The organism is Micromonospora sp. NPDC051925 (genome assembly GCF_044548625.1).
Taxonomy (GTDB): Bacteria; Actinomycetota; Actinomycetes; order Mycobacteriales; family Micromonosporaceae; genus Micromonospora.
Genome location: NZ_JBIUCH010000006.1, coordinates 133,042 through 150,468 on the forward strand (window position 1 = coordinate 133,042; position 17,427 = coordinate 150,468).

Consider the following 17,427-nt stretch of genomic DNA (forward strand, 5'->3'; position numbering starts at 1 on the left):
CCGATCGGAAGGTGGCACACCGCCGGCGTACTGCCTGCTGGACCAGCTCGACCTGACGCTGTGGAGGGGGAACCGTGTCGGTCACCGACGACATGCGGGCGGAGCCCCGAGTCGCGGGGCAGTCGTCCGCCCCGCCGCCGCGCGACGGCCAGTTCGACAAGACCCCACCCCAGGACGTCGCCGCCGAGCAGTGCGTCCTCGGTGGCATGCTGCTCTCCAAGGACGCGATCGCCGACGTCGTCGAGATCCTCAAGTCCACCGACTTCTACCGGCCCGTCCACGCCACCATCTTCGACGCCATCCTCGACATCTACGGTCGCGGCGAGCCGGCCGACGGCATCACGGTCGCGGCGGCCCTGTCCGACTCCGGCGACCTCGCCCGGATCGGGGGCGCTCCCTACCTGCACACCTGCATGGCGGCCGTGCCGACGGCGGCGAACGCCTCCTACTACGCCCGGATCGTGGGCGAACGCGCGGTGCTGCGCCGGCTGGTCGAGGCCGGCACCCGGATCGTGCAGCTCGGCTACGGCACCGCCGCCGGTGGCAGCCGGGACGTCGACGACGTCGTCGACCTGGCCCAGCAGGCGGTCTACGAGATCACCGAACGGCGGGTCAGCGAGGACTTCGCGGTGCTCGCCGACATGCTCCAGCCGACCCTGGACGAGATCGAGGCGGTCGGCGCGCAGGGCGGCGTGATGACCGGGGTACCGACCGGCTTCACCGACCTGGACCGGCTGCTCAACGGCCTGCACCCGGGCCAGTTGATCATCGTGGCCGGCCGGCCCGGTCTCGGCAAGGCGCTCGCCCTGGACACGCCCCTGCCAACCCCGGACGGCTGGACCACCATGGGCGAGGTCGAGGTGGGCGACCGGTTGCTCGCCGCCGACGGTACGCCGACCACGGTCACCGCCGCCTTCGCGGTGCTCACGGGCCGCCCCTGCTACGAGGTCGAGTTCTCCGACGGCAGCGTGATCGTCGCCGACGCCGAACACCTGTGGCAGACCACCCACGCGCAGTCCCCGGCACCGGTCGGCGCGATGCCCGGGAGCACACGTCCGGGCCGTACCGGGATCCTGGCGCGTCGCGACGGCGTGGTCACCACCGCGGAGATCGCGGCGACGCTGCACACCGGCCCGGACGCCCGCCCCAACCACACCGTCACCGACTGCGCCCCCCTCCAACTGCCCGAACGGCGGCTGCCGATCCCGCCCTACAACCTGGGCGGATGGCTCGGCGGCGGGCACCGCGACCGGGCCGGGCTCACCGACTCGCTCCGCGCGTCGCTGCGGCGGATCGGCGTCTCCCCGGAGAAGCACATTCCCCAGGAGTACCTACGGGGCTCCGAGGCGCAGCGCCGGGCGCTCCTCGCCGGCCTGATGGACGCCGCCGCCACGATCGCCCCGACGGGCAACCTCCGGTACACCTCGACCTCCCGCCGGCTGGCGGAGGACGTCCGGGAACTCGTCGTCAGCCTCGGCTACCACTGCACGGTCACCGGGCGGGCGGTACACGGCCGTACCGAGAGGTCGTCGACGGCGTACACGATCGACTTCGCCGCCCCGGACGCCGTTTTCCGGCGGGAGCACAAGGCGTCCGTCCACGCCGCCCGCCGGCGCACCGGTTCGGACGTGCGGGCCGGCGTCCGGCACGTGGTGGATGTCCGGCCGGTGGCCAGCGTGCCGGTCCGGTGCGTGACCGTGGACAATCCGGAACACCTCTACCTGGCCGGTCGGTCGATGATTCCGACGCACAACAGCACGGCAAGCATGGACTTCGCCCGCAATGCTGCGATCCGCGCCAACCAGGCCGCCGCCATCTTCTCGCTGGAAATGAGCAAGGTCGAGATCGTCATGCGGCTCCTCTCGGCCGAGGCGCGGGTCCCGCTGCACGTGCTGCGCAGCGGTCAGCTCTCCGACGACGACTGGACCAAGCTGGCCCGCTGCATGGGCGAGATCAGCGAGGCGCCGCTCTTCGTGGACGACACCCCGAGCATGAACCTGATGGAGATCCGGGCGAAGGCCCGTCGGCTCAAGCAGAAGCACGACCTCAAGATGATCGTGGTCGACTATCTCCAGCTGATGACCTCACCGAAGCGCACCGAGAGCCGCCAGCAGGAGGTCGCCGACCTGTCCCGTGGCCTGAAGCTGCTCGCCAAGGAGGTCGAGTGCCCGGTGATCGCGGTCAGTCAGCTGAACCGTGGCCCCGAGCAACGCACCGACAAGCGCCCTCAGCTGTCTGATCTGCGTGAGTCCGGCTGCCTGACGGCAGAGACCCGGTTGATCAGGGCCGACAACAACGCGGAAGTCACCATGGGCGAGTTGCTGACGGCAGGGACGAGGGAGATCCCGGTCTGGGCACTTGACGAGAATCTCCGGTACTCACCCCGCACCATGACCCATGTCTTTCCCAGCGGCCGCCGGGAGATCTTCCGCCTGACGCTCGCGTCGGGAAAGCAGATCGATGCGACGGCAAACCATCCGTTCCTCACCTTTGCCGGCTGGGTGCCGCTCGGCGAACTGGCTACCGGAGCGCGTCTGGCCACGCCGAGGCACCTACCTCCGCCTCTGGCGACGCGGCCGTGGGCAGAGGCGGAGGTGGTACTACTCGCGCATCTTCTTGGTGACGGCTCATTCGTCCGACGTCAGCCCATTCGGTACGCCAGCCGGGACGAGGAGAACCTGTCGGCCGTCGCTGAGGCCGCAAAGCACTTCGGGATCACCGCCGTACGAGACGAGTACGAGGCTGCCCGGGTCACGACGCTCCGGCTGCCCGACCCGTACCGACTGGCCCGGGGCAGGCGTAACCCGATCGCGGAGTGGCTGGACAGGCTGGGGCTCTTCGGGTTGAGGTCGCACGAGAAGTTCCTTCCCCAGGCGGTCTTCAGCCTGCCCAAGGAGCAGGTCACCCTGTTCCTTCGCCACCTGTGGTCGACCGACGGATCGGTGCATGTCAACAGGTCGGGTCGGGGCGGACGCGTCTGTTTCTCCTCGACCAGCCGTCGAATGCTTGAGGACATCTCCCGTCTCCTCCTGCGGTACGGCATCACCGCACGCCTCGAAGTCGTGCCGGTGGTGGCCCACCGACCCCAGTACACCCTCGACATTTCGGGCCGGGACGACCAGTTGCGGTTTCTGCGTGAGATCGGAGTTCACGGGGAGCGTGCGGATGCGTGTGGCGCGCTGCTCACCGCTCTGGAGACGACAGAGAGCAACACCAACGTCGACACCGTGCCGACCGAGGTGTGGAGCCGGGTCCGGGAGATCCTGGTGGAGCAGGGCATGAGCCACCGCGACTTCGCGCGATCCGTCGGTACCCAGTTCTGTGGCAGCGCGCTCGGGAAACACGCACCCAGCCGATCCAGACTGGCGAAGATCGCCTCGGTGCTCGACGCTGCCGACCTCGACCTGCACGCCACCAACGACATCTTCTGGGACGAGATCATCTCGATCGAGTCCCTGGGTGAACAGGAGGTCTACGACGCGACCGTGCTCGGCACCCACAACTTCATCGCCAACGGGATCGCCACCCACAACTCGATCGAGCAGGATGCCGACGTAGTCATTCTTCTGCACCGGGACGATTACTACGACAAGGAGTCGCCGCGCGCCGGGGAGGCGGATTTCATTGTTGCCAAGCACAGAAATGGACCGACCGACTCAATTACGGTGGCGGCCCAGCTCCACCTGTCCCGCTTCGTCGACATGGCGATCGTCTGACCCACGCCGACGCCGCTCCGGTACGCCGTAGCACGAGTGGCCGTCGTGCCGGGCAACGTGTCGCCGGCAGGGCACCGGCTCGGACACGCCGCAGGCGGCGCGGTCGTCCGCTCCGGCCCGCCGCCGGCCGGGCGACGACTCCGGTGACTCAGCCGAGCAGGGGGAACCAGCCAGCGGCCTCGCCCAGCTCCCGCCGGTCCCGGTCGGTGAGCGGTTCCCGGCCGGTGGCCTTGAGCAGGTACTCCGCGTCGTCCCAACTGCCGGGCCGGACGGCGTCGTCGCTGAGCAGGCCGTCCATGGCGGCTACCGCGACCCGGACGGCGAGCGCGCCGGGCGGCGGCGCGTCGGGCAGGTCGAGTACCAGGTCCAGGTGGTGGATGGTGGCCTCGGTGGTCAGCGTGGCCAGGAAGTGGGGCACCCGCAGCACGTGTCCCTGGGTGGCGACGTGGCCGTCCGGGTCGGCGGCGCCCGCCGCGCGGACGGCGGCCGGGGCGGTGTCGGCCCAGATCCGGACCACTGCGGTGGGCCGGTCGAAGGCGGCGGCGGAGCGGCGGGCCCACCAGGCGTGTCGGGCCGCGTCGCCGCCGTCTCGGCCGGGCGGGAACGACCGCCAGTAGCTGACGTCGTCGACGTCCGGTGGCCCGTCGGCGGGGCTGGCCAGGGTGACCATTGCCCGCTGGGCGTCGCAGAGCAGGTGGAAGAGCAGGTCGACGACGACCCAGCCGCGACATCGGGTGGGTCGTTGCAGGGCGTCGTCGTCGAGGTCGGCGACCACCCGGGTGATGCCGTCGTAGGCCTGCGCCAACGCGAGGTGCTGCCCGGCGAACGTCATGCAGTGCAGCGTCGCATGCGGGACACCGCCCGGCACGACAGTCGGCGACCCGGGGTCAGGGAGCGTCGACCGGGCCGGGTGGTGAGCGTCCGGCCCGGTCGCGACCTGTCGGTCAGCCGAACATCTCGTCGAGGAAGCCCTTGTGCTTCTTGCGCTTGTAGTGGCCGTGGTAGCCGTGGTGCTGCTGCGGGTGGCCGTAGCCGCCGTGGGTGCCGTACGCGGGCTGCGGCGGGTAGCCCGGCGGGGGCGGGGGCGGCGGTACGGCACCGTAGCCCGGTTGGTGGCTCGGGGCGGGCGGCGGCGGAGGTGGCGGCGGGTAGCCACCCGGCGTCTGGACGTGCTGCTGACCGGGGGCGGGCCCCGGCTGGCCGGGCGCGGGTGCGCCGCGCTGCTGGTTCCAGTTCGCTTCGGCCTCGAACAGCTTTTCGAGTTCGCCGCGGTCCAGGAAGATCCCCCGGCACTCGCCGCACTGGTCGATGACGACTCCGCTGCGCTCGTACTGGCGCATGTCTCCGTGGCACTTGGGACAGGTGAGCTGCATCGCTCGACGGTACCCGGTCGACGCGGGATTCAGGCGGTGGTGATCAGCGCCTCGGTCACCTCGTCGTCGTCGACCTCGTGAAAGTCGTCGTAGTAGGCGCTGACCGCGCCGAAGTCGACGGGGTGTTGGGCGCATACCACCTGGTCGGCCTCGGCGGCCAGCATCTCGTACGCCTCCTGCGCGCCGACCGGCACCGCGACGACGACCCGTCGGGCGCCGAGCCGGCGGGCGACCTGTACGGCGGCGCGGGCGGTCGCCCCGGTGGCCAGGCCGTCGTCGACGATCAGGGCGGTCCGTCCGGTCAGGTCGAGCGGGGGGCGGCCGGTGCGGTAGCGGGCCTCACGGCGGTCCAGCTCGGCCTGCTCGCGGCGCTGCACGTCGGCACCGTCGGCCGGGTCGAGCCGGGCGGCGACCGCGTCGTTGAGGACCCGGACGCCACCAGGGCCGAGCGCGCCGAAGGCCACCTCGGGGGCCCAGGGCAGGCCGAGCTTGCGGACCACCAGCACGTCGAGCGGTGCGCCGAGCCGGTCGGCGACCACCCGGGCGACCGGGACTCCGCCGCGTACCAGGCCCAGCACGACGACGTCGGGTTGGCCGACCAGCGCGGTGAGCCGTTCGGCGAGTTGCCGGCCGGCGTCGGCGCGATCACGGTAGCTGCCCATGCTCTCAGGTCTACGCCCTGCGGGCGGGCCGTGCCGGGGACTCGGCGGAACCGGTGCCCGGTGGGCGGTCAGGGCGGTGGCCCAGCTCAGCAGGGCAAGCGGGTAGAGCAGGTAACCGAAGCGGGTGGTGGGCATCAGCCCGATCGCGGCGAGCAGGCCGTACCCGCAGATCAGCGCGGCGGCGGCGGCGCTGCGCGGCGGGCGGCGGAGGAGCCGGACGGCGATCGCGCCGCCGACGGCGACGAGCAGCCCGGCGGCGATGATCCGGCCACCGGGCAGGGCCGTGGCGATCAGCTGGCCGGGAAACGGGGACTGGGCGGGGCTGGTGACCTGCCCGTGGCCGAGCGGAAAGCGGATCACGTTTTCCACAAGCGCGTCCCGGTCCACCAGCAGGGCGGGGAGCAGGGCGAGGACGGGCAGGCCGAGCGCGCCGGCGGCGACCCGCAGCCCGGCCCGTCGGGTCACCCCCCAGAAGATCAGGACCAGGGCGACCGGCCAGGCGAAGAGCTTCAACGCGCCGGCCAGCCCGACCGCCGCGCCGGCCGGGCCGGGTCGGCCGGCGGCGGCGAGGGCCAGCGCCAGCAGACAGAGCGCGAGTACGGGCAGGTCGTCGCCGCCGGTGGCCAGGGTGAGCGCGCAGATCGGCAGGACGGTCGCCGCCTGTACACCGCGCAGTACCGCAGGTGCTTCGGTCCATCGTCCGGTGGGGCGGGCGGAGCGGCGGAGCGCGCCCACCGCGAGGGCCAGTGCCGCTGCGGTGACCAGGGCGAACCAGACGCGGGAGTCGGTCCACCAGGCGTCGGCGGCGGCCCGGGGCAGCCCGAACAACGCCATCCCCGGCTGGTACGGGGTGTAGCCGAGCAGCCGCTCGTCGGCGGGCAGCGCGGCGATCGCGTCCGGCCCGAGGTAGGGGGTGCCGTGCTCGGCGAGCCGGATGCCGGCGTGCTCGACCACCACCACCTCCTCCTGGGCCCGGTCGGTCCGCCCGGCGGCCCGTTGCCCGGCCTGGACGACCAGGGGGAGCAGGGCGGTGGTGGCCCAGGCGAGGCCGGTGACCACCCAGCGGGCGGTGGTGCCGGCCAGGGCCGGGCGGCGGTGCCGGTTGAGGAACTGACCGGCGACCAGGAGGGTCGCGGCGAGGTAGCCGACGGCGGCGATGCTCCCCCAGGCCCGGTGCGGTGCCAGGGTGGAGGTGACGGCGGTGGCGGCGGCGAACGCGGCGGAGACCGCGTAGAGGCCGAGGTCGAGGGCGAGTCCGCCGGCGGCGGTGTCGACGGCCCGCCAGGTGCGGGCGGCTCGGTCGGCGGCGGTCACGCCGGCAAGTGTGGCAGACCCGTCGGACGGTTCCGGGCGGGCTGGCGGCGGCCGGGGGTGCTGAGTCGGATGACCGCGCCGGTGTCGTGCAGTGGGGTGGCGAGGGTGCCGGGCCGTCCGCCGGAGCCGCGCTGGAGGGCGGCGAGGAGCGCACCGGCCGGCAGCGGGCGGGCGAAGAGGTGCCCCTGGCCGGCGGCGCAGCCGAGTGACCATAGTGCCCGGCGTTGGGGTTCGCTCTCCACACCCTCCGCGACGACCGCCAGGTCGAGGCTGCGGCCGAGGTCGAGGGTGGAGCGGATGACGGCCGCCGCCTCCGCGGAGCTCTCCATCGCGGTGACGAAGCTGCGGTCGATCTTCAGCTCGTGGACCGGGATACGGGAGAGCAGGGAGAGCGAGGAGTAGCCGGTGCCGAAGTCGTCCAGCGCGAGCCGGATGCCGGAGTCGCGCAGCCGGCTGAGCACCCGGTCGACCACGTCGAGCTGGCTGAGGGTCAGCGTCTCGGTCAGCTCCAGGACCAGCCGGTCCGGGGGGAAGTCGTGGGCCTGTAGCCGGGCCAGCACCGCGCCGGGGAACCGGGCGTCGAGCAGGCTGCGGGGGGAGACGTTCACCGAGACCGGCAGGTCGAAGCCAGCGCTCCGCCAGGTGACGGCGGCGACGAGCGCCTGGTCGAGGATGGCCTCGGCGAATGCGGGGAGCATGCCGGAGCGTTCCACCGCCTCGATGAAGCGCAACGGGTCGATCATCCCGTGTCGGGGGTGGTGCCAGCGGGCCAGCGCCTCGGCCCCGGTCACCTCGCCGCTGCCGAGGTCGACGATCGGCTGGAAGTTGACGGTGAACTCGTGGTCGGCCACCGCGCGGGGCAGCTCCCCGCCGAGGGTGAGCCGGCGCAGGTCGGCGGTGTCCCGGGCCGGTGCGTAGGTGGCGATCCGCTGACCGGCCCGTTTGGCCTGGTACATGGCGACGTCGGCGCGGCGTAGCAGTTCCGGCACCCCGCCGCTGGCGGGGGCAGCCGCGATGCCGCCGCTGGCCTCCACGCTGATCCGCATGCCGTCCACGTCGAGCGGTTCGTGCAGCGCGTTGAGCAGCATCTCGGCCCGGTGTGCGGCGATGGCGGGGGCGGGCAGGGCCCGCAGCAGCACGGCGAACTCGTCGCCGCCGAGGCGGGCGACCAGGTCCTGGTCGCGGGCGGCGGCGCGCAGCCGGCCGGCGACCTGCATCAGCACCTGGTCACCGGCGGCGTGGCCGAGGGTGTCGTTGACCTCCTTGAAGTGGTTGAGGTCGATCAGGACGAGCGCGGTCACCCCCTCGGCGTGCCGGGTGCCGAGCTGTTCGGTGCCCCGGTCCAGCAGTTGCCGGCGGTTGGCCAGGCCGGTGAGCGCGTCGTGGCTGGCGGCGTGGGCGTGTTCGTCGGCCACCCGGGCCAGTTCGGCGTACGCCTGGGCGTTGCGGACGGCGGTGCACAGGGCGGAGGCGAAGGTGCGCAGGGTGTACTGCTCGCGTTCGTTGAGTCGTACCGGGCCCCGGAACCGTAGCCGCAGCATGCCGACGTCGGCGGTCCGGTCGTGGCCTTCTAGGCGGGCGGACAGGACGGTGCCCGCGATCTCGCTGGGCGTGCCGGACGGCCCGTCGTAGGTGATGGTGCCGCTGGCGCCCCGCACGGTGCGGCCGGCGTCGCGCAGCTCGATCTCGACCTCGTCGGCGGAGAAGAGTTCGGTGGCCTGGGTGACGGCGGTGGTGAGGACCTTGTCCAGGTCGACCACGTTGAGCGCGTCGGTGGTGCGGGCGAGGCGCTGCCAGGCCTGCTGCTCGGTACGGGACTTGACCTGGTTGGAGTAGAGCAGGTGGAGGCTGAGCACCAGGGGTGGCACGGCCAGCAGGAGCCGGGGATCGGCCTGGAGGATGACCAGGGTGACGCCGATGATGACGAACCGGGCCAGGGCGCTGGTCAGGCGGAGCCCGAGGTCGTCCCAGAAGAGCCTGCGCAGCGGGGTGCCGGTGGCCATCGCGATGACCGGCAGGGTCAGCAGCTCGTCGAGGACCACCGCGACGATGTAGGCGAGCCCGATCATGCCGATGACGTGTTGGAGATCGGTGTTCTGGGGCGACCAGCCGAGAGCGTGCAGGGCGATGCCGCCGCCGGCCGCCAGCAGCATGCTCTTGGCGATGCCGAAGGCGGTCTTCAACGGTGAGCGCTTCATGGACAACAGGGCGATCGCGACGCCGGTTCCGGTGGTCAGCACGACCAGTGGCGCCGGGGCGACGGCCAAGCCGAGGACGATCGCCGTCTCGCTCCAGGAGATTGCGTGGACCGTGGCCCGAATTCGAATTTGCCAGTTGATCCGGACGCCGAGTGCGGCCATGAAGGCCAGGGCGAATGATCGGGTGAGGTCGTCGCCGGTGAGGTCAAGGTGGACCAGTTGGTAGAGGGCGACGACCGCCGCTGCGGTAGCCACCACGCAGACGAGGCCGACGTGCAGCTTCAGCTGCCGCTCGGCCTCCGTCTTGCCATCGTCCGGTCGTGCCATCGTGTCCTCGACAACCACTCCGTGTCGCTGAGCAGAAGCCAAGGCTACGTGGGGTCACGCCGCCACCACAATCGTCTACAGCCACTCGTGTGCGGACATCGCGTTGCCCTCCCCTGATCGTTGCGCCGACGCTTCCGGTCGGCGTCTGACAGGGGACAGCCTAAGTGCGGTTAGGCCGATTTTGGAGGTATAAATGTAACTATGAGCGATAGATGAGAATTGAGTGGGAGTTGGTGACTTTCCGTTTCCGTGGGGAAACGGAGTGCTGAGTACTCCGGCCGGTTCTCGTTAACGCTAGATAATGGTGCAGCGGCCAGGTCTGCGACATCGGGCGAGGGGTGCTGGTTGCGGTTACTCCGAGGTGGCCGGCGTCCAAGTGTGGCGGATCACTCGATGGCGGAACGGAGGGTAGTCGGATCGGCGCGTACGTGCCAACGTCGCCGAAGTGGGCCGGTAGCGATTCGCGGTCGCGGTGCGACGTAGGGTTTCTCGGCGGTGACGTTCCCGTGTCCGATCCCGGATGCGATGGCGTTTCCCGCTCTCCCTCCGGTCGGAGAACCTATTAGTGGCGACCGATGAAATCGACGATGAACTATCGATCAAGAATCATCCCGTACGGCGTCGACCCGTCGTTCCCCACGGTCCGGTGCGAACCGGACGTACCCCCCTGTCGGATCCGACCGTTAGGCTCCTGGACGTGATCGATCCCGCGCAGCTCAGCCATGTCGACGCTGCGGGCGCGGCCCGCATGGTCGACGTCTCCGCCAAGCCGGTGTCCGGCCGGCTCGCCGTGGCCGCCGGCCGGTTGCGCACCACCGTCGAGGTGGTGGAGCTGCTGCGCCGCGACGGGCTGCCCAAGGGCGACGCGTTGGCCGTCGGCCGGCTCGCCGGCATCATGGGCGCCAAACGCACCCCGGACCTGATCCCGCTCTGCCACCCGATCGCGCTGCACGGGGTCACCGTCGACCTGAGACTCACCGACGACACCGTCGAGATCACCGCCACCGCGCGCACCGCCGACCGGACCGGGGTGGAGATGGAGGCGCTGACCGCGGTGGCCGTCGCCGGGCTGGCCCTGATCGACATGGTCAAGGCGGTCGACCCGGCCGCAGCCGTGGACGCGGTCCGGGTGTTGCGCAAGTCCGGTGGCAAGACCGGCGAGTGGGTCCGCCCGGAGGACCGGCCGTGATCCGGGCCCGGGTGATCGTGGCGTCCAACCGGGCCGCCGCCGGGGTGTACGCCGACACCAGCGGCCCGCTGCTCGTCGCCGGCCTGCGCGAGCTGGGCTGCCAGGTCGACGAACCGGTGGTGGTGCCCGACGGCGAGCCGGTCGGCGAGGCGCTGCGCGCCGCCCACGCCGACGGGGTCGACGTGGTGCTGACCAGTGGCGGCACCGGCATCACCCCCACCGACCGGACCCCGGAGGTGACCCGGGCGTTGCTCGACCACGAGGTCCCCGGCATCGCGGAGGCGATCCGCGCGCACAGCCGGGACCGGGTGCCCACCTCGGCGCTGTCCCGGGGGCTCGCCGGCGTGCTGGGCCGGATGCTGGTGGTCAACCTGCCCGGCTCGCGGGGCGGTGCGAAGGACGGGCTGGCCGTGCTCGGGCCGATCCTCAGCCACACGGTGGACCAGCTGCGCGGCGGCGACCACTGACCGCATGGCCGGTGCGGCGGCGTTAGGCTCGCGGGGTGAACGCGAGGCCCTCGCCCCGCGTCCCGTCCGAACGGAGGCCCGCCCGGTGAGCACGGAAACCGCCGCCGCCGCGGCGCAGGTCGCCGCGCCGCCGCCGGCCGGATGGGAAGAGGCCCGCTCCCGGGTGTACGCGGTCGGTCTGGCCGCCGTCCTGCCCACGGTCAACCGTGCGCTGGCCGATGCCGACGGGCACACCCTGGCCGAGCCGTTGACCACCCGGACCGACCTGCCCGCCTTCCCCACCTCCAGCGTCGACGGCTGGGCGGTGCGCGGGGCCGGCCCGTGGGACGTCGTGGGGCGGGTGCTCGCCGGCCACACCCCGGCCGCGTTGACCGCCGACGGCACCACCGTCGAGATCGCCACCGGCGCGATGGTCCCCGCCGGGACGACCGCCATCCTCCGGATCGAGGACTCGGACCGTACCCCCGACGGACGGGTGACCGGCACGCCCCGGGTCAACCCGGAGTGGCGCGAGCCGGGCGAGGAGGCGGTGGCCGGTGAGGAACTGCTGCCCGCCGGCACCCCGGTCGACCCGGCGCTGATCGGGCTGGCCGCCTCCTGTGGCCACGACCAGCTGCGGGTACGCCGTCAGCCCCGGGCCGCGCTGCTGGTCTTCGGCGACGAACTGCTCACCGCCGGCCCGCCCGGGTCGGGTCGGGTCCGCGACGCGCTCGGTCCCGCCGTGCCCTCCTGGCTGCGCCGCTACGGCTGCCAGGTGCGGCCCGCCGACGTGGTCGGCCCGGTGGCGGACACCCTGCCCGCCCACGTGGCCGCCCTGCGCGGGGCGCTCGCCGTGGCCGACCTGGTCTGTACCACCGGCGGCACCATGCACGGCCCGGTCGACCACCTGCATCCCGCGTTGGAGGCGCTCGGCGCCGACCACGTGGTCAACACCGTCGCCGTCCGGCCCGGCTTTCCGATGCTGCTGGCCCGGCTGGTCGACGCCGACGGGCGGGTCCGCTTCGTCGCCGGGCTGCCCGGCAACCCGCAGTCCGCGATCGTCGCGCTGGTGTCGCTGGTCGCGCCGCTGCTCGCCGGGCTCCAGGGCCGCGCCCTGCCGGCGCTGCCGCAGGCCACCCTCGCCGAGCCGGTGCCCGGTCGGGGTGAGTACACCCACCTGGCCCTGGTCCGGCTGGACCGGGCCGCCGGCACCGCCCACCCGGTCCGGCACGTCGGTTCGGCGATGCTGCGCGGGCTGGCCGGCGCGGACGGGTTCGCGGTGATCCGACCGGGCACCTCCGGCGAGGTCGGGGCCCGGGTGCCGGTCGTACCGCTGCCGTTGCTGCCCGGGGAGCGCTCGTGGTGACGGCCGGCCCGACGACGGCCCTGCTCGCCGTCACCGACCAGCCGCTGGACCTGGCCGCGCACGAGGCGGCGGTCGCCGACCGCCGGGCCGGCGCGGTGGTCTCCTTCCGGGGCGTGGTCCGTGACCACGACCACGGCCGACCGGTCACCCTGCTGGAGTACGAGGGTCACCCGAGCGCCGTCGAGACGCTGCGTGCGGTGGCCGCCGAGATCGCCGCCGACCCCGATGTCTACGCGGTGGCCGTGTCGCACCGGGTCGGCCGGCTCGACATCGGTGACGTGGCGCTGGTGGCGGCGGTCAGCACGGCGCACCGGGCGGCGGCCTTCACGGCCTGCGCCCGGCTGGTCGACGAGGTGAAGGCGCGACTGCCGATCTGGAAGCGGCAGGTGTTCGCCGACGGCACCGAGGAGTGGGTCAACTGCCCCTGAGCGGGGTGTGCCGTCGTCGGTGGTCCGGCCCGGCGGGTGTCTGCCGGGCCGGACGGGGTCAGCGGCGGCCGGCTGCGGAGGTGGCGCGGGCCAGCCGGTCGGAGTAGAAGGCGGGCTCGGCGCCGGGCCGCCACGGCAGGGCGGCGACCAGCACGATCAGCGACAGCGCGAGCGAGTTCTCCATCAGCGCGCCGAAGAGGCCGTCCTGGTAGTGGGACACCTCGGGGAGCTTGTGCTCGTACGGCCAGATCGGCGAGACCAGGAAGAGCAGGTACAACCCGAGGGCCGCGACACCGTGCCGCAGGCCGGTCAGCGTGGGGTACCAGATCGGTGGGCGCAGCCCGCTGACCCCGGGTGGCCCGCCGAACGACTGGTGACCGGTACGCAGGGACAGCCCCCGGCTCGCCTCGCGGCGGCGTACGGCGGCATCGGCGAGCACGACGATCGCCGGGATGACCCAGACCAGGTGGTGCGACCAGGAGATCGGGCTGATCACGTTGGCGGTCAGCCCGACCAGGGTGAACGCGGTCAGCTCGTCGCCGTCGGCGCGGGCGTTGGCGGCCCGGGACATCCCGAGGGCCAGGATCAGCACCGAGAACGCCAGCCAGAGCAGACCGGGCGTCTCGATCGAGTCGTAGAGCCGGGCGAGCAGGCCGGCCAGCGACTGGTTGGGCGTCATGTCGGCGGCCCCGACCCGTTCGGTCTGCCAGAGCACCCCGCCGAAGTAGGCCCGCGACTCGGTGCCGACCAGCGCGAAGCTGCCCAGGGTGACGCCGATGGTGGTGCCGACGGCGGTGGCGGCGACCCGCCACTGCCGGGTGATCAGCAGGTAGGCGATGAACAGCGCCGGAGTGAGCTTGACGGCGGTGGCCAGGCCGATGCCCATCCCCGCCCAGGAGCCGCTGTAGAGCAGCCGCAGGAACGGGCCGTCGGTGTCGCGCCCGTGGGTTCCCCGCCGGGAGCGCCAGCGTAGGCCCACCAGATCGGCCATGATCAACGCGAACAGGAGCAGGTTGACCTGCCCGTACCCGAGGGTCTCCCGGACCGGTTCGATGGCCGCCGCCATCGGGGTGGCGATGGCCACGGTGAACCAGAGGGGCCAGCCGAGCCGGTCGACGATCGGACGCAGCAACGCGGCGAGGACCACGGCCAGGGCGGCGATGCTGCCGGCCGCGTTGATCCACCCGGCCACCTCGATCGGCAGTCCGGCCATCGGCAGCATGGCCAGCGCGGCGAAGGGCGGGTAGGTGAAGCCCAGCGTGGTGGTGGGCGCGATGAACTCGTACAACTCGTGCCCGCTCGCCCACCACACCACCGCGCCGTGGTAGATCTTCATGTCGAAGAAGTTGTACGGCCGCCCGAAAGCACCGATGGCGAGCCATGCGGCATAGGCGACGGCGGCCACGATGCCGGTCCGTACGACTGTCCTACGATCGATCCCACGCGTTGCGCGACGGACTGGGGCGAGGCGGTCCGCACGTCTACCGACGGTTGTCGGCATGGCGTGGCCACCCCCGTACCAAGGTCGTCCTACCCGTCCAGGTCCGGTACGGAGCCTAGAACGGCGCCTCACCTTGCTGCCTCCCGCGTTATCCGACCGTGTCCGATCCCACACATGTTTGCGACATTTCCACCGCGTTAACGGCTGTCGGGTGGTTCAGGTAATTCGCGGCCTTGCGGGGGGTGATGGCCGGATCGCTGCGGGTCAGCCAGGAAGCCGGCGGGCGGCGGAGGCCGACCGGACGGCGATCCGGGCCTCCCGCCGGGCGGTACGCACCGCGCGACCGACCGATCTTCGGGAGTGGCCGATACGGTGGCCGGCCCGCCAGCGCAGGCCCGGCCTGCCCTCGGTGTCGGCGGCGGCGAGCAGCAGGCCACCGAAGAGCCCGAGGTTCTTCAGGAAGTGGACCTGGTTGTTGCTCCGCGTCGCCGGGTCGTCGTTGTCCCAGAACGGGTGACCGGCGGCGGTGGTGGGCACCAGCGTGCCGGCGAGGACCAGCGCGGCCGGCCGGGTGAACTTACCGGTGGCCAGCATCAGGCCGGCGGTGAGCTGCACGGCGGCGTTGGCGCGGATCAACGTCTCGGTGTCGGTGGGGAGCTGCGGCGCGGCCCGTTGGATCAGCGGGGCCACCCGGTCGGTGACCGGCTTGGCCGCCGGGACGAGCCGCTGGGGGTGTTGGAAGTTACGGGCGCCGCTGACCACGAAGATGCCGCTCAACATGACACGGGCGAGGGAGCGCACGGGTTTCATGGATCAGTCATACCCCGTTCGGACCCCCACTATCCGGGCAACGGCCGATCCGGATCGGTCCGGGTGCCGTCGGCGCGGACCGTTCCGGGCCGACGACCCGGATCGGTGGACGTGGACGTCCCGCCACGCCGAACGGAGCGACCGTCGCTGATGGACCGGCCCCGACCGGTAACGTCGCGCGGGTGACAACCCTGCGGTTGCGTCCCGAGGGCCCGGCCGACGCCGGCCCGGTACGTCGGGTGCTGGCTGCCGCCTTCGCCCGCCCCGACCGCAGCACCCCCGGTGAGGTCACGCTCGTGGACGAGCTGCGGGGCAGCGCGGCGTGGCTGCCGGAACTGGCGATGGTCGCCGAGTACGGCGGCGAGGTGGTCGGGTACGCGCTGCTCACCCGGGTCCGGGTCGAGGCCGACCGGGCCCGCGTCCCGGCGCTGGTGCTCGGCCCGGTGGGGGTGGCTCCGCACCGGCAGCGGGTCGGGCACGGCACGGCGGTGGTGCAGGCCGCGCTGGAAGCCGCCACCGAGCTGGGCGAACGGCTGGTGGTGGTGCTCGGCGACCCGGCGTACTACCGGCGTTTCGGCTTCACCCGGGCGGACCGGATGGGGCTGACCAGCCCGTGGTCGGGGCTGGGGGAGCCGTGGCAGGCGCTGGTGCTGCCGCCGGACACCAGCGACGCGCCACCGCCGCCGCGCGGCGAGGTGGTCTTCCCGTCGCCCTGGTCCCGCGTCTGACCCGGCCGGCCGGTGCTTCGCCGGCCGGCGGCTGGGCGGAGCGGCCCGGTGGTCTCGCGGCCCGGACGGCGGGTGCGGCGGCGTGGCGGGTGGGTCAGGCCGGTTGGGTGCGCAGGTACCGGCCGAAGTGCGGGACGGTGAAGGCAACCGTGCCGCGCTCCCCGGAGTAGATCAGCCCCTTCTTGATCAGCGCGTCCCGGGCCGGGGAGAGGCTCGCCGGCTTGCGCCCCAGCGCGCGGGCGATCTCGGCGGTCGGCACCGCGGCGTCCATGTCGTCCCGACCACCGCTGTCGGCCTCCCCCGCGACCTGGGAGAGAGTGGCCATGGCCCGCATGTACTCGCGTTCGGCCGGAGTGGCCCGTTCGAACCGGGAACCGAAGAAACCGACCGCCAGCTCCGCCTCCGCCTCCGGCGCGGCGACCCGGACGTCCGCGTCGGTGATCGGTGACCGGGGAGCATGGTCCCAGGTCGCCTTCCCGTACGCCTGGACGAAGTACGGGTAGCCGCCGGAGGACTCGTAGAGCAGGTCGAGGGCCTTCTGCTCGTACTCGACCTGCTCCCGCTCGGCCGGCGCGCAGAGGGCCTGATCGGCGGCGATCCGGTCCAGCCGGTCGATCCGCAGATAGCGGAACAGCCGCTCGGAGTACGACTTGGCGGCGCTGAGCACCGCAGGCAGGTGCGGCAGACCCGCGCCGACCACGATCAGGGGAGCGCCGAGCTGCGACAGCTCGTGGCAGGCGGCGCAGAGCGCCGAGACGTCCTCCGCGCCGAGATCCTGCATCTCGTCGATGAAGACGGCGATTCCGGTACCCACGTCGCCGGCGATCGCCGCCGCGTCGGTGAGCAGCTCCACCAGGTCGATCTCGATGTCGCCGGAGTCGGCCCGGCCGCTGCTGGCCGGCACGTCGATGCCGGGCTGCCAGCGGTCACGCAGCCGGGGGGCCGCACCGGCCCGCCCGGTCGACGGCGCGCTGCGCTGCGCAAACGCCTTGAGTACGCCGAGGAAGGCGTCGATCCGGTCCGGGGCGCGGTGGCGGGGGGCCAGCTCGCGGACCGCCATGTGCAGCGCGGCGGCGATCGGTCGACGCAGCGACTGGTCCGGTCGGGCCTCGATCTTGCCGGTGCCCCAGAGCTGGTTGATCGCCTGTGAGCGCAGCGTGTTGAGCAGGACGGTCTTGCCGACGCCCCGCAGGCCGGTGAGCATCAGACTGCGTTCGGGGCGGCCCCGGGCGATCCGTTCCAGCACCACGTCGAAGACGTCCAGCTCCCGCCCCCGCCCGGCGAGTTCGGGCGGGCGCTGACCGGCGCCCGGAGCGTACGGGTTGCGGACCGGATCCACGATCGCACAGTATCGGGCGGTCTAGCCTCCGGACTAGAGATGCGTAGACGGGGCTATCGGCGTGTTTCCCGCCCGGTCCGGCGGCGGCCC

General features: G+C 72.7%; 13 protein-coding genes and 1 pseudogene. 6 read left to right on the forward strand and 8 right to left on the reverse strand.

Annotated elements, in window-relative coordinates; genetic code table 11:
• Positions 1 to 92: 92 nt before the first annotated feature.
• Complete coding sequence (locus ACIG87_RS10075; protein ID WP_396850136.1) at positions 93 to 3,716, forward strand: replicative DNA helicase; 3,624 nt, start codon at positions 93 to 95, stop codon at positions 3,714 to 3,716.
• A 148-nt stretch (positions 3,717 to 3,864) separates the two neighbouring features.
• Here the strand turns inward: ACIG87_RS10075 and ACIG87_RS10080 are convergent, their stop codons facing one another.
• The 5 genes and pseudogenes from ACIG87_RS10080 to ACIG87_RS10100 all read right to left on the reverse strand — a co-directional run bounded on the left by ACIG87_RS10080 (position 3,865) and on the right by ACIG87_RS10100 (position 9,590).
• Positions 3,865 to 4,548, reverse strand: coding sequence for a maleylpyruvate isomerase N-terminal domain-containing protein (locus ACIG87_RS10080; RefSeq protein ID WP_396849907.1), 684 nt, complete (start codon positions 4,546 to 4,548; stop codon positions 3,865 to 3,867).
• A gap of 112 nt (positions 4,549 to 4,660) precedes the next feature.
• Positions 4,661 to 5,089 (reverse strand): zf-TFIIB domain-containing protein, encoded by a 429-nt coding sequence (locus ACIG87_RS10085; protein ID WP_396849908.1) that lies wholly within the window; start codon positions 5,087 to 5,089, stop codon positions 4,661 to 4,663.
• Positions 5,090 to 5,118: 29 nt separating this feature from the next.
• Positions 5,119 to 5,751 (reverse strand): phosphoribosyltransferase, encoded by a 633-nt coding sequence (locus ACIG87_RS10090; RefSeq protein WP_396850137.1) that lies wholly within the window; start codon positions 5,749 to 5,751, stop codon positions 5,119 to 5,121.
• A 30-nt stretch (positions 5,752 to 5,781) separates the two neighbouring features.
• Positions 5,782 to 7,065, reverse strand: a pseudogene (locus tag ACIG87_RS10095) (glycosyltransferase 87 family protein); the annotation flags it as partial.
• A complete protein-coding gene (locus ACIG87_RS10100; protein WP_396849909.1) occupies positions 7,062 to 9,590 on the reverse strand; it encodes a putative bifunctional diguanylate cyclase/phosphodiesterase in 2,529 nt (842 codons plus the stop codon). The pseudogene ACIG87_RS10095 and the gene ACIG87_RS10100, both read right to left, overlap by 4 nt.
• 697 nt (positions 9,591 to 10,287) lie before the next feature.
• On the opposite strand from ACIG87_RS10100, the gene moaC reads away from it, so the two are divergent.
• The 4 genes from moaC (at position 10,288) to ACIG87_RS10120 (ending at position 13,019) form a co-directional block, all read left to right on the forward strand.
• Positions 10,288 to 10,779, forward strand: coding sequence for a cyclic pyranopterin monophosphate synthase MoaC (gene moaC / locus ACIG87_RS10105; RefSeq protein WP_396849910.1), 492 nt, complete (start codon positions 10,288 to 10,290; stop codon positions 10,777 to 10,779).
• Entirely contained in the window at positions 10,776 to 11,246 is a 471-nt protein-coding gene (locus ACIG87_RS10110; protein ID WP_396849912.1) for a molybdenum cofactor biosynthesis protein B, read from the forward strand. Before moaC ends, ACIG87_RS10110 begins: the two co-directional genes overlap by 4 nt.
• Before the next feature lie 85 nt (positions 11,247 to 11,331).
• Entirely contained in the window at positions 11,332 to 12,591 is a 1,260-nt protein-coding gene (locus ACIG87_RS10115) for a molybdopterin molybdotransferase MoeA (protein WP_396849913.1), read from the forward strand.
• Positions 12,588 to 13,019 (forward strand): molybdenum cofactor biosynthesis protein MoaE, encoded by a 432-nt coding sequence (locus ACIG87_RS10120; RefSeq protein WP_396850138.1) that lies wholly within the window; start codon positions 12,588 to 12,590, stop codon positions 13,017 to 13,019. Before ACIG87_RS10115 ends, ACIG87_RS10120 begins: the two co-directional genes overlap by 4 nt.
• Before the next feature lie 58 nt (positions 13,020 to 13,077).
• Here the strand turns inward: ACIG87_RS10120 and ACIG87_RS10125 are convergent, their stop codons facing one another.
• Both ACIG87_RS10125 and ACIG87_RS10130 read right to left on the reverse strand, forming a co-directional pair.
• The gene (locus ACIG87_RS10125) at positions 13,078 to 14,520 is read right to left on the reverse strand and encodes a glycosyltransferase 87 family protein (RefSeq protein WP_396849915.1); all 1,443 of its coding nucleotides are present in this window, start codon (positions 14,518 to 14,520) and stop codon (positions 13,078 to 13,080) included.
• A 204-nt stretch (positions 14,521 to 14,724) separates the two neighbouring features.
• On the reverse strand, positions 14,725 to 15,270 hold the full coding sequence (locus ACIG87_RS10130) for a DoxX family protein (protein ID WP_396849916.1): 546 nt from the start codon (positions 15,268 to 15,270) through the stop codon (positions 14,725 to 14,727).
• A gap of 182 nt (positions 15,271 to 15,452) precedes the next feature.
• On the opposite strand from ACIG87_RS10130, the gene ACIG87_RS10135 reads away from it, so the two are divergent.
• Positions 15,453 to 15,998 (forward strand): GNAT family N-acetyltransferase, encoded by a 546-nt coding sequence (locus tag ACIG87_RS10135; protein WP_396849918.1) that lies wholly within the window; start codon positions 15,453 to 15,455, stop codon positions 15,996 to 15,998.
• Between the two features lie 94 nt (positions 15,999 to 16,092).
• Here ACIG87_RS10135 and ACIG87_RS10140 read toward each other — a convergent pair whose 3' ends face one another.
• Positions 16,093 to 17,337, reverse strand: coding sequence for an AAA family ATPase (locus ACIG87_RS10140; protein WP_396849920.1), 1,245 nt, complete (start codon positions 17,335 to 17,337; stop codon positions 16,093 to 16,095).
• Positions 17,338 to 17,427 lie beyond the last annotated feature (90 nt).

Bases quoted from the DNA above. Each gene is read 5' to 3' on its own strand.
- ACIG87_RS10075 (WP_396850136.1), top strand. From the start codon at position 93: ATGCGGGCGGAGCCCCGAGTCGCGGGGCAGTCGTCCGCCCCGCCGCCG.
- ACIG87_RS10090 (WP_396850137.1), bottom strand. From the start codon at position 5,751: ATGGGCAGCTACCGTGATCGCGCCGACGCCGGCCGGCAACTCGCCGAA.
- ACIG87_RS10125 (WP_396849915.1), bottom strand. From the start codon at position 14,520: ATGCCGACAACCGTCGGTAGACGTGCGGACCGCCTCGCCCCAGTCCGT.
- ACIG87_RS10100 (WP_396849909.1), bottom strand. From the start codon at position 9,590: ATGGCACGACCGGACGATGGCAAGACGGAGGCCGAGCGGCAGCTGAAG.
- ACIG87_RS10130 (WP_396849916.1), bottom strand. From the start codon at position 15,270: ATGAAACCCGTGCGCTCCCTCGCCCGTGTCATGTTGAGCGGCATCTTC.
- ACIG87_RS10085 (WP_396849908.1), bottom strand. From the start codon at position 5,089: ATGCAGCTCACCTGTCCCAAGTGCCACGGAGACATGCGCCAGTACGAG.
- ACIG87_RS10080 (WP_396849907.1), bottom strand. From the start codon at position 4,548: ATGACGTTCGCCGGGCAGCACCTCGCGTTGGCGCAGGCCTACGACGGC.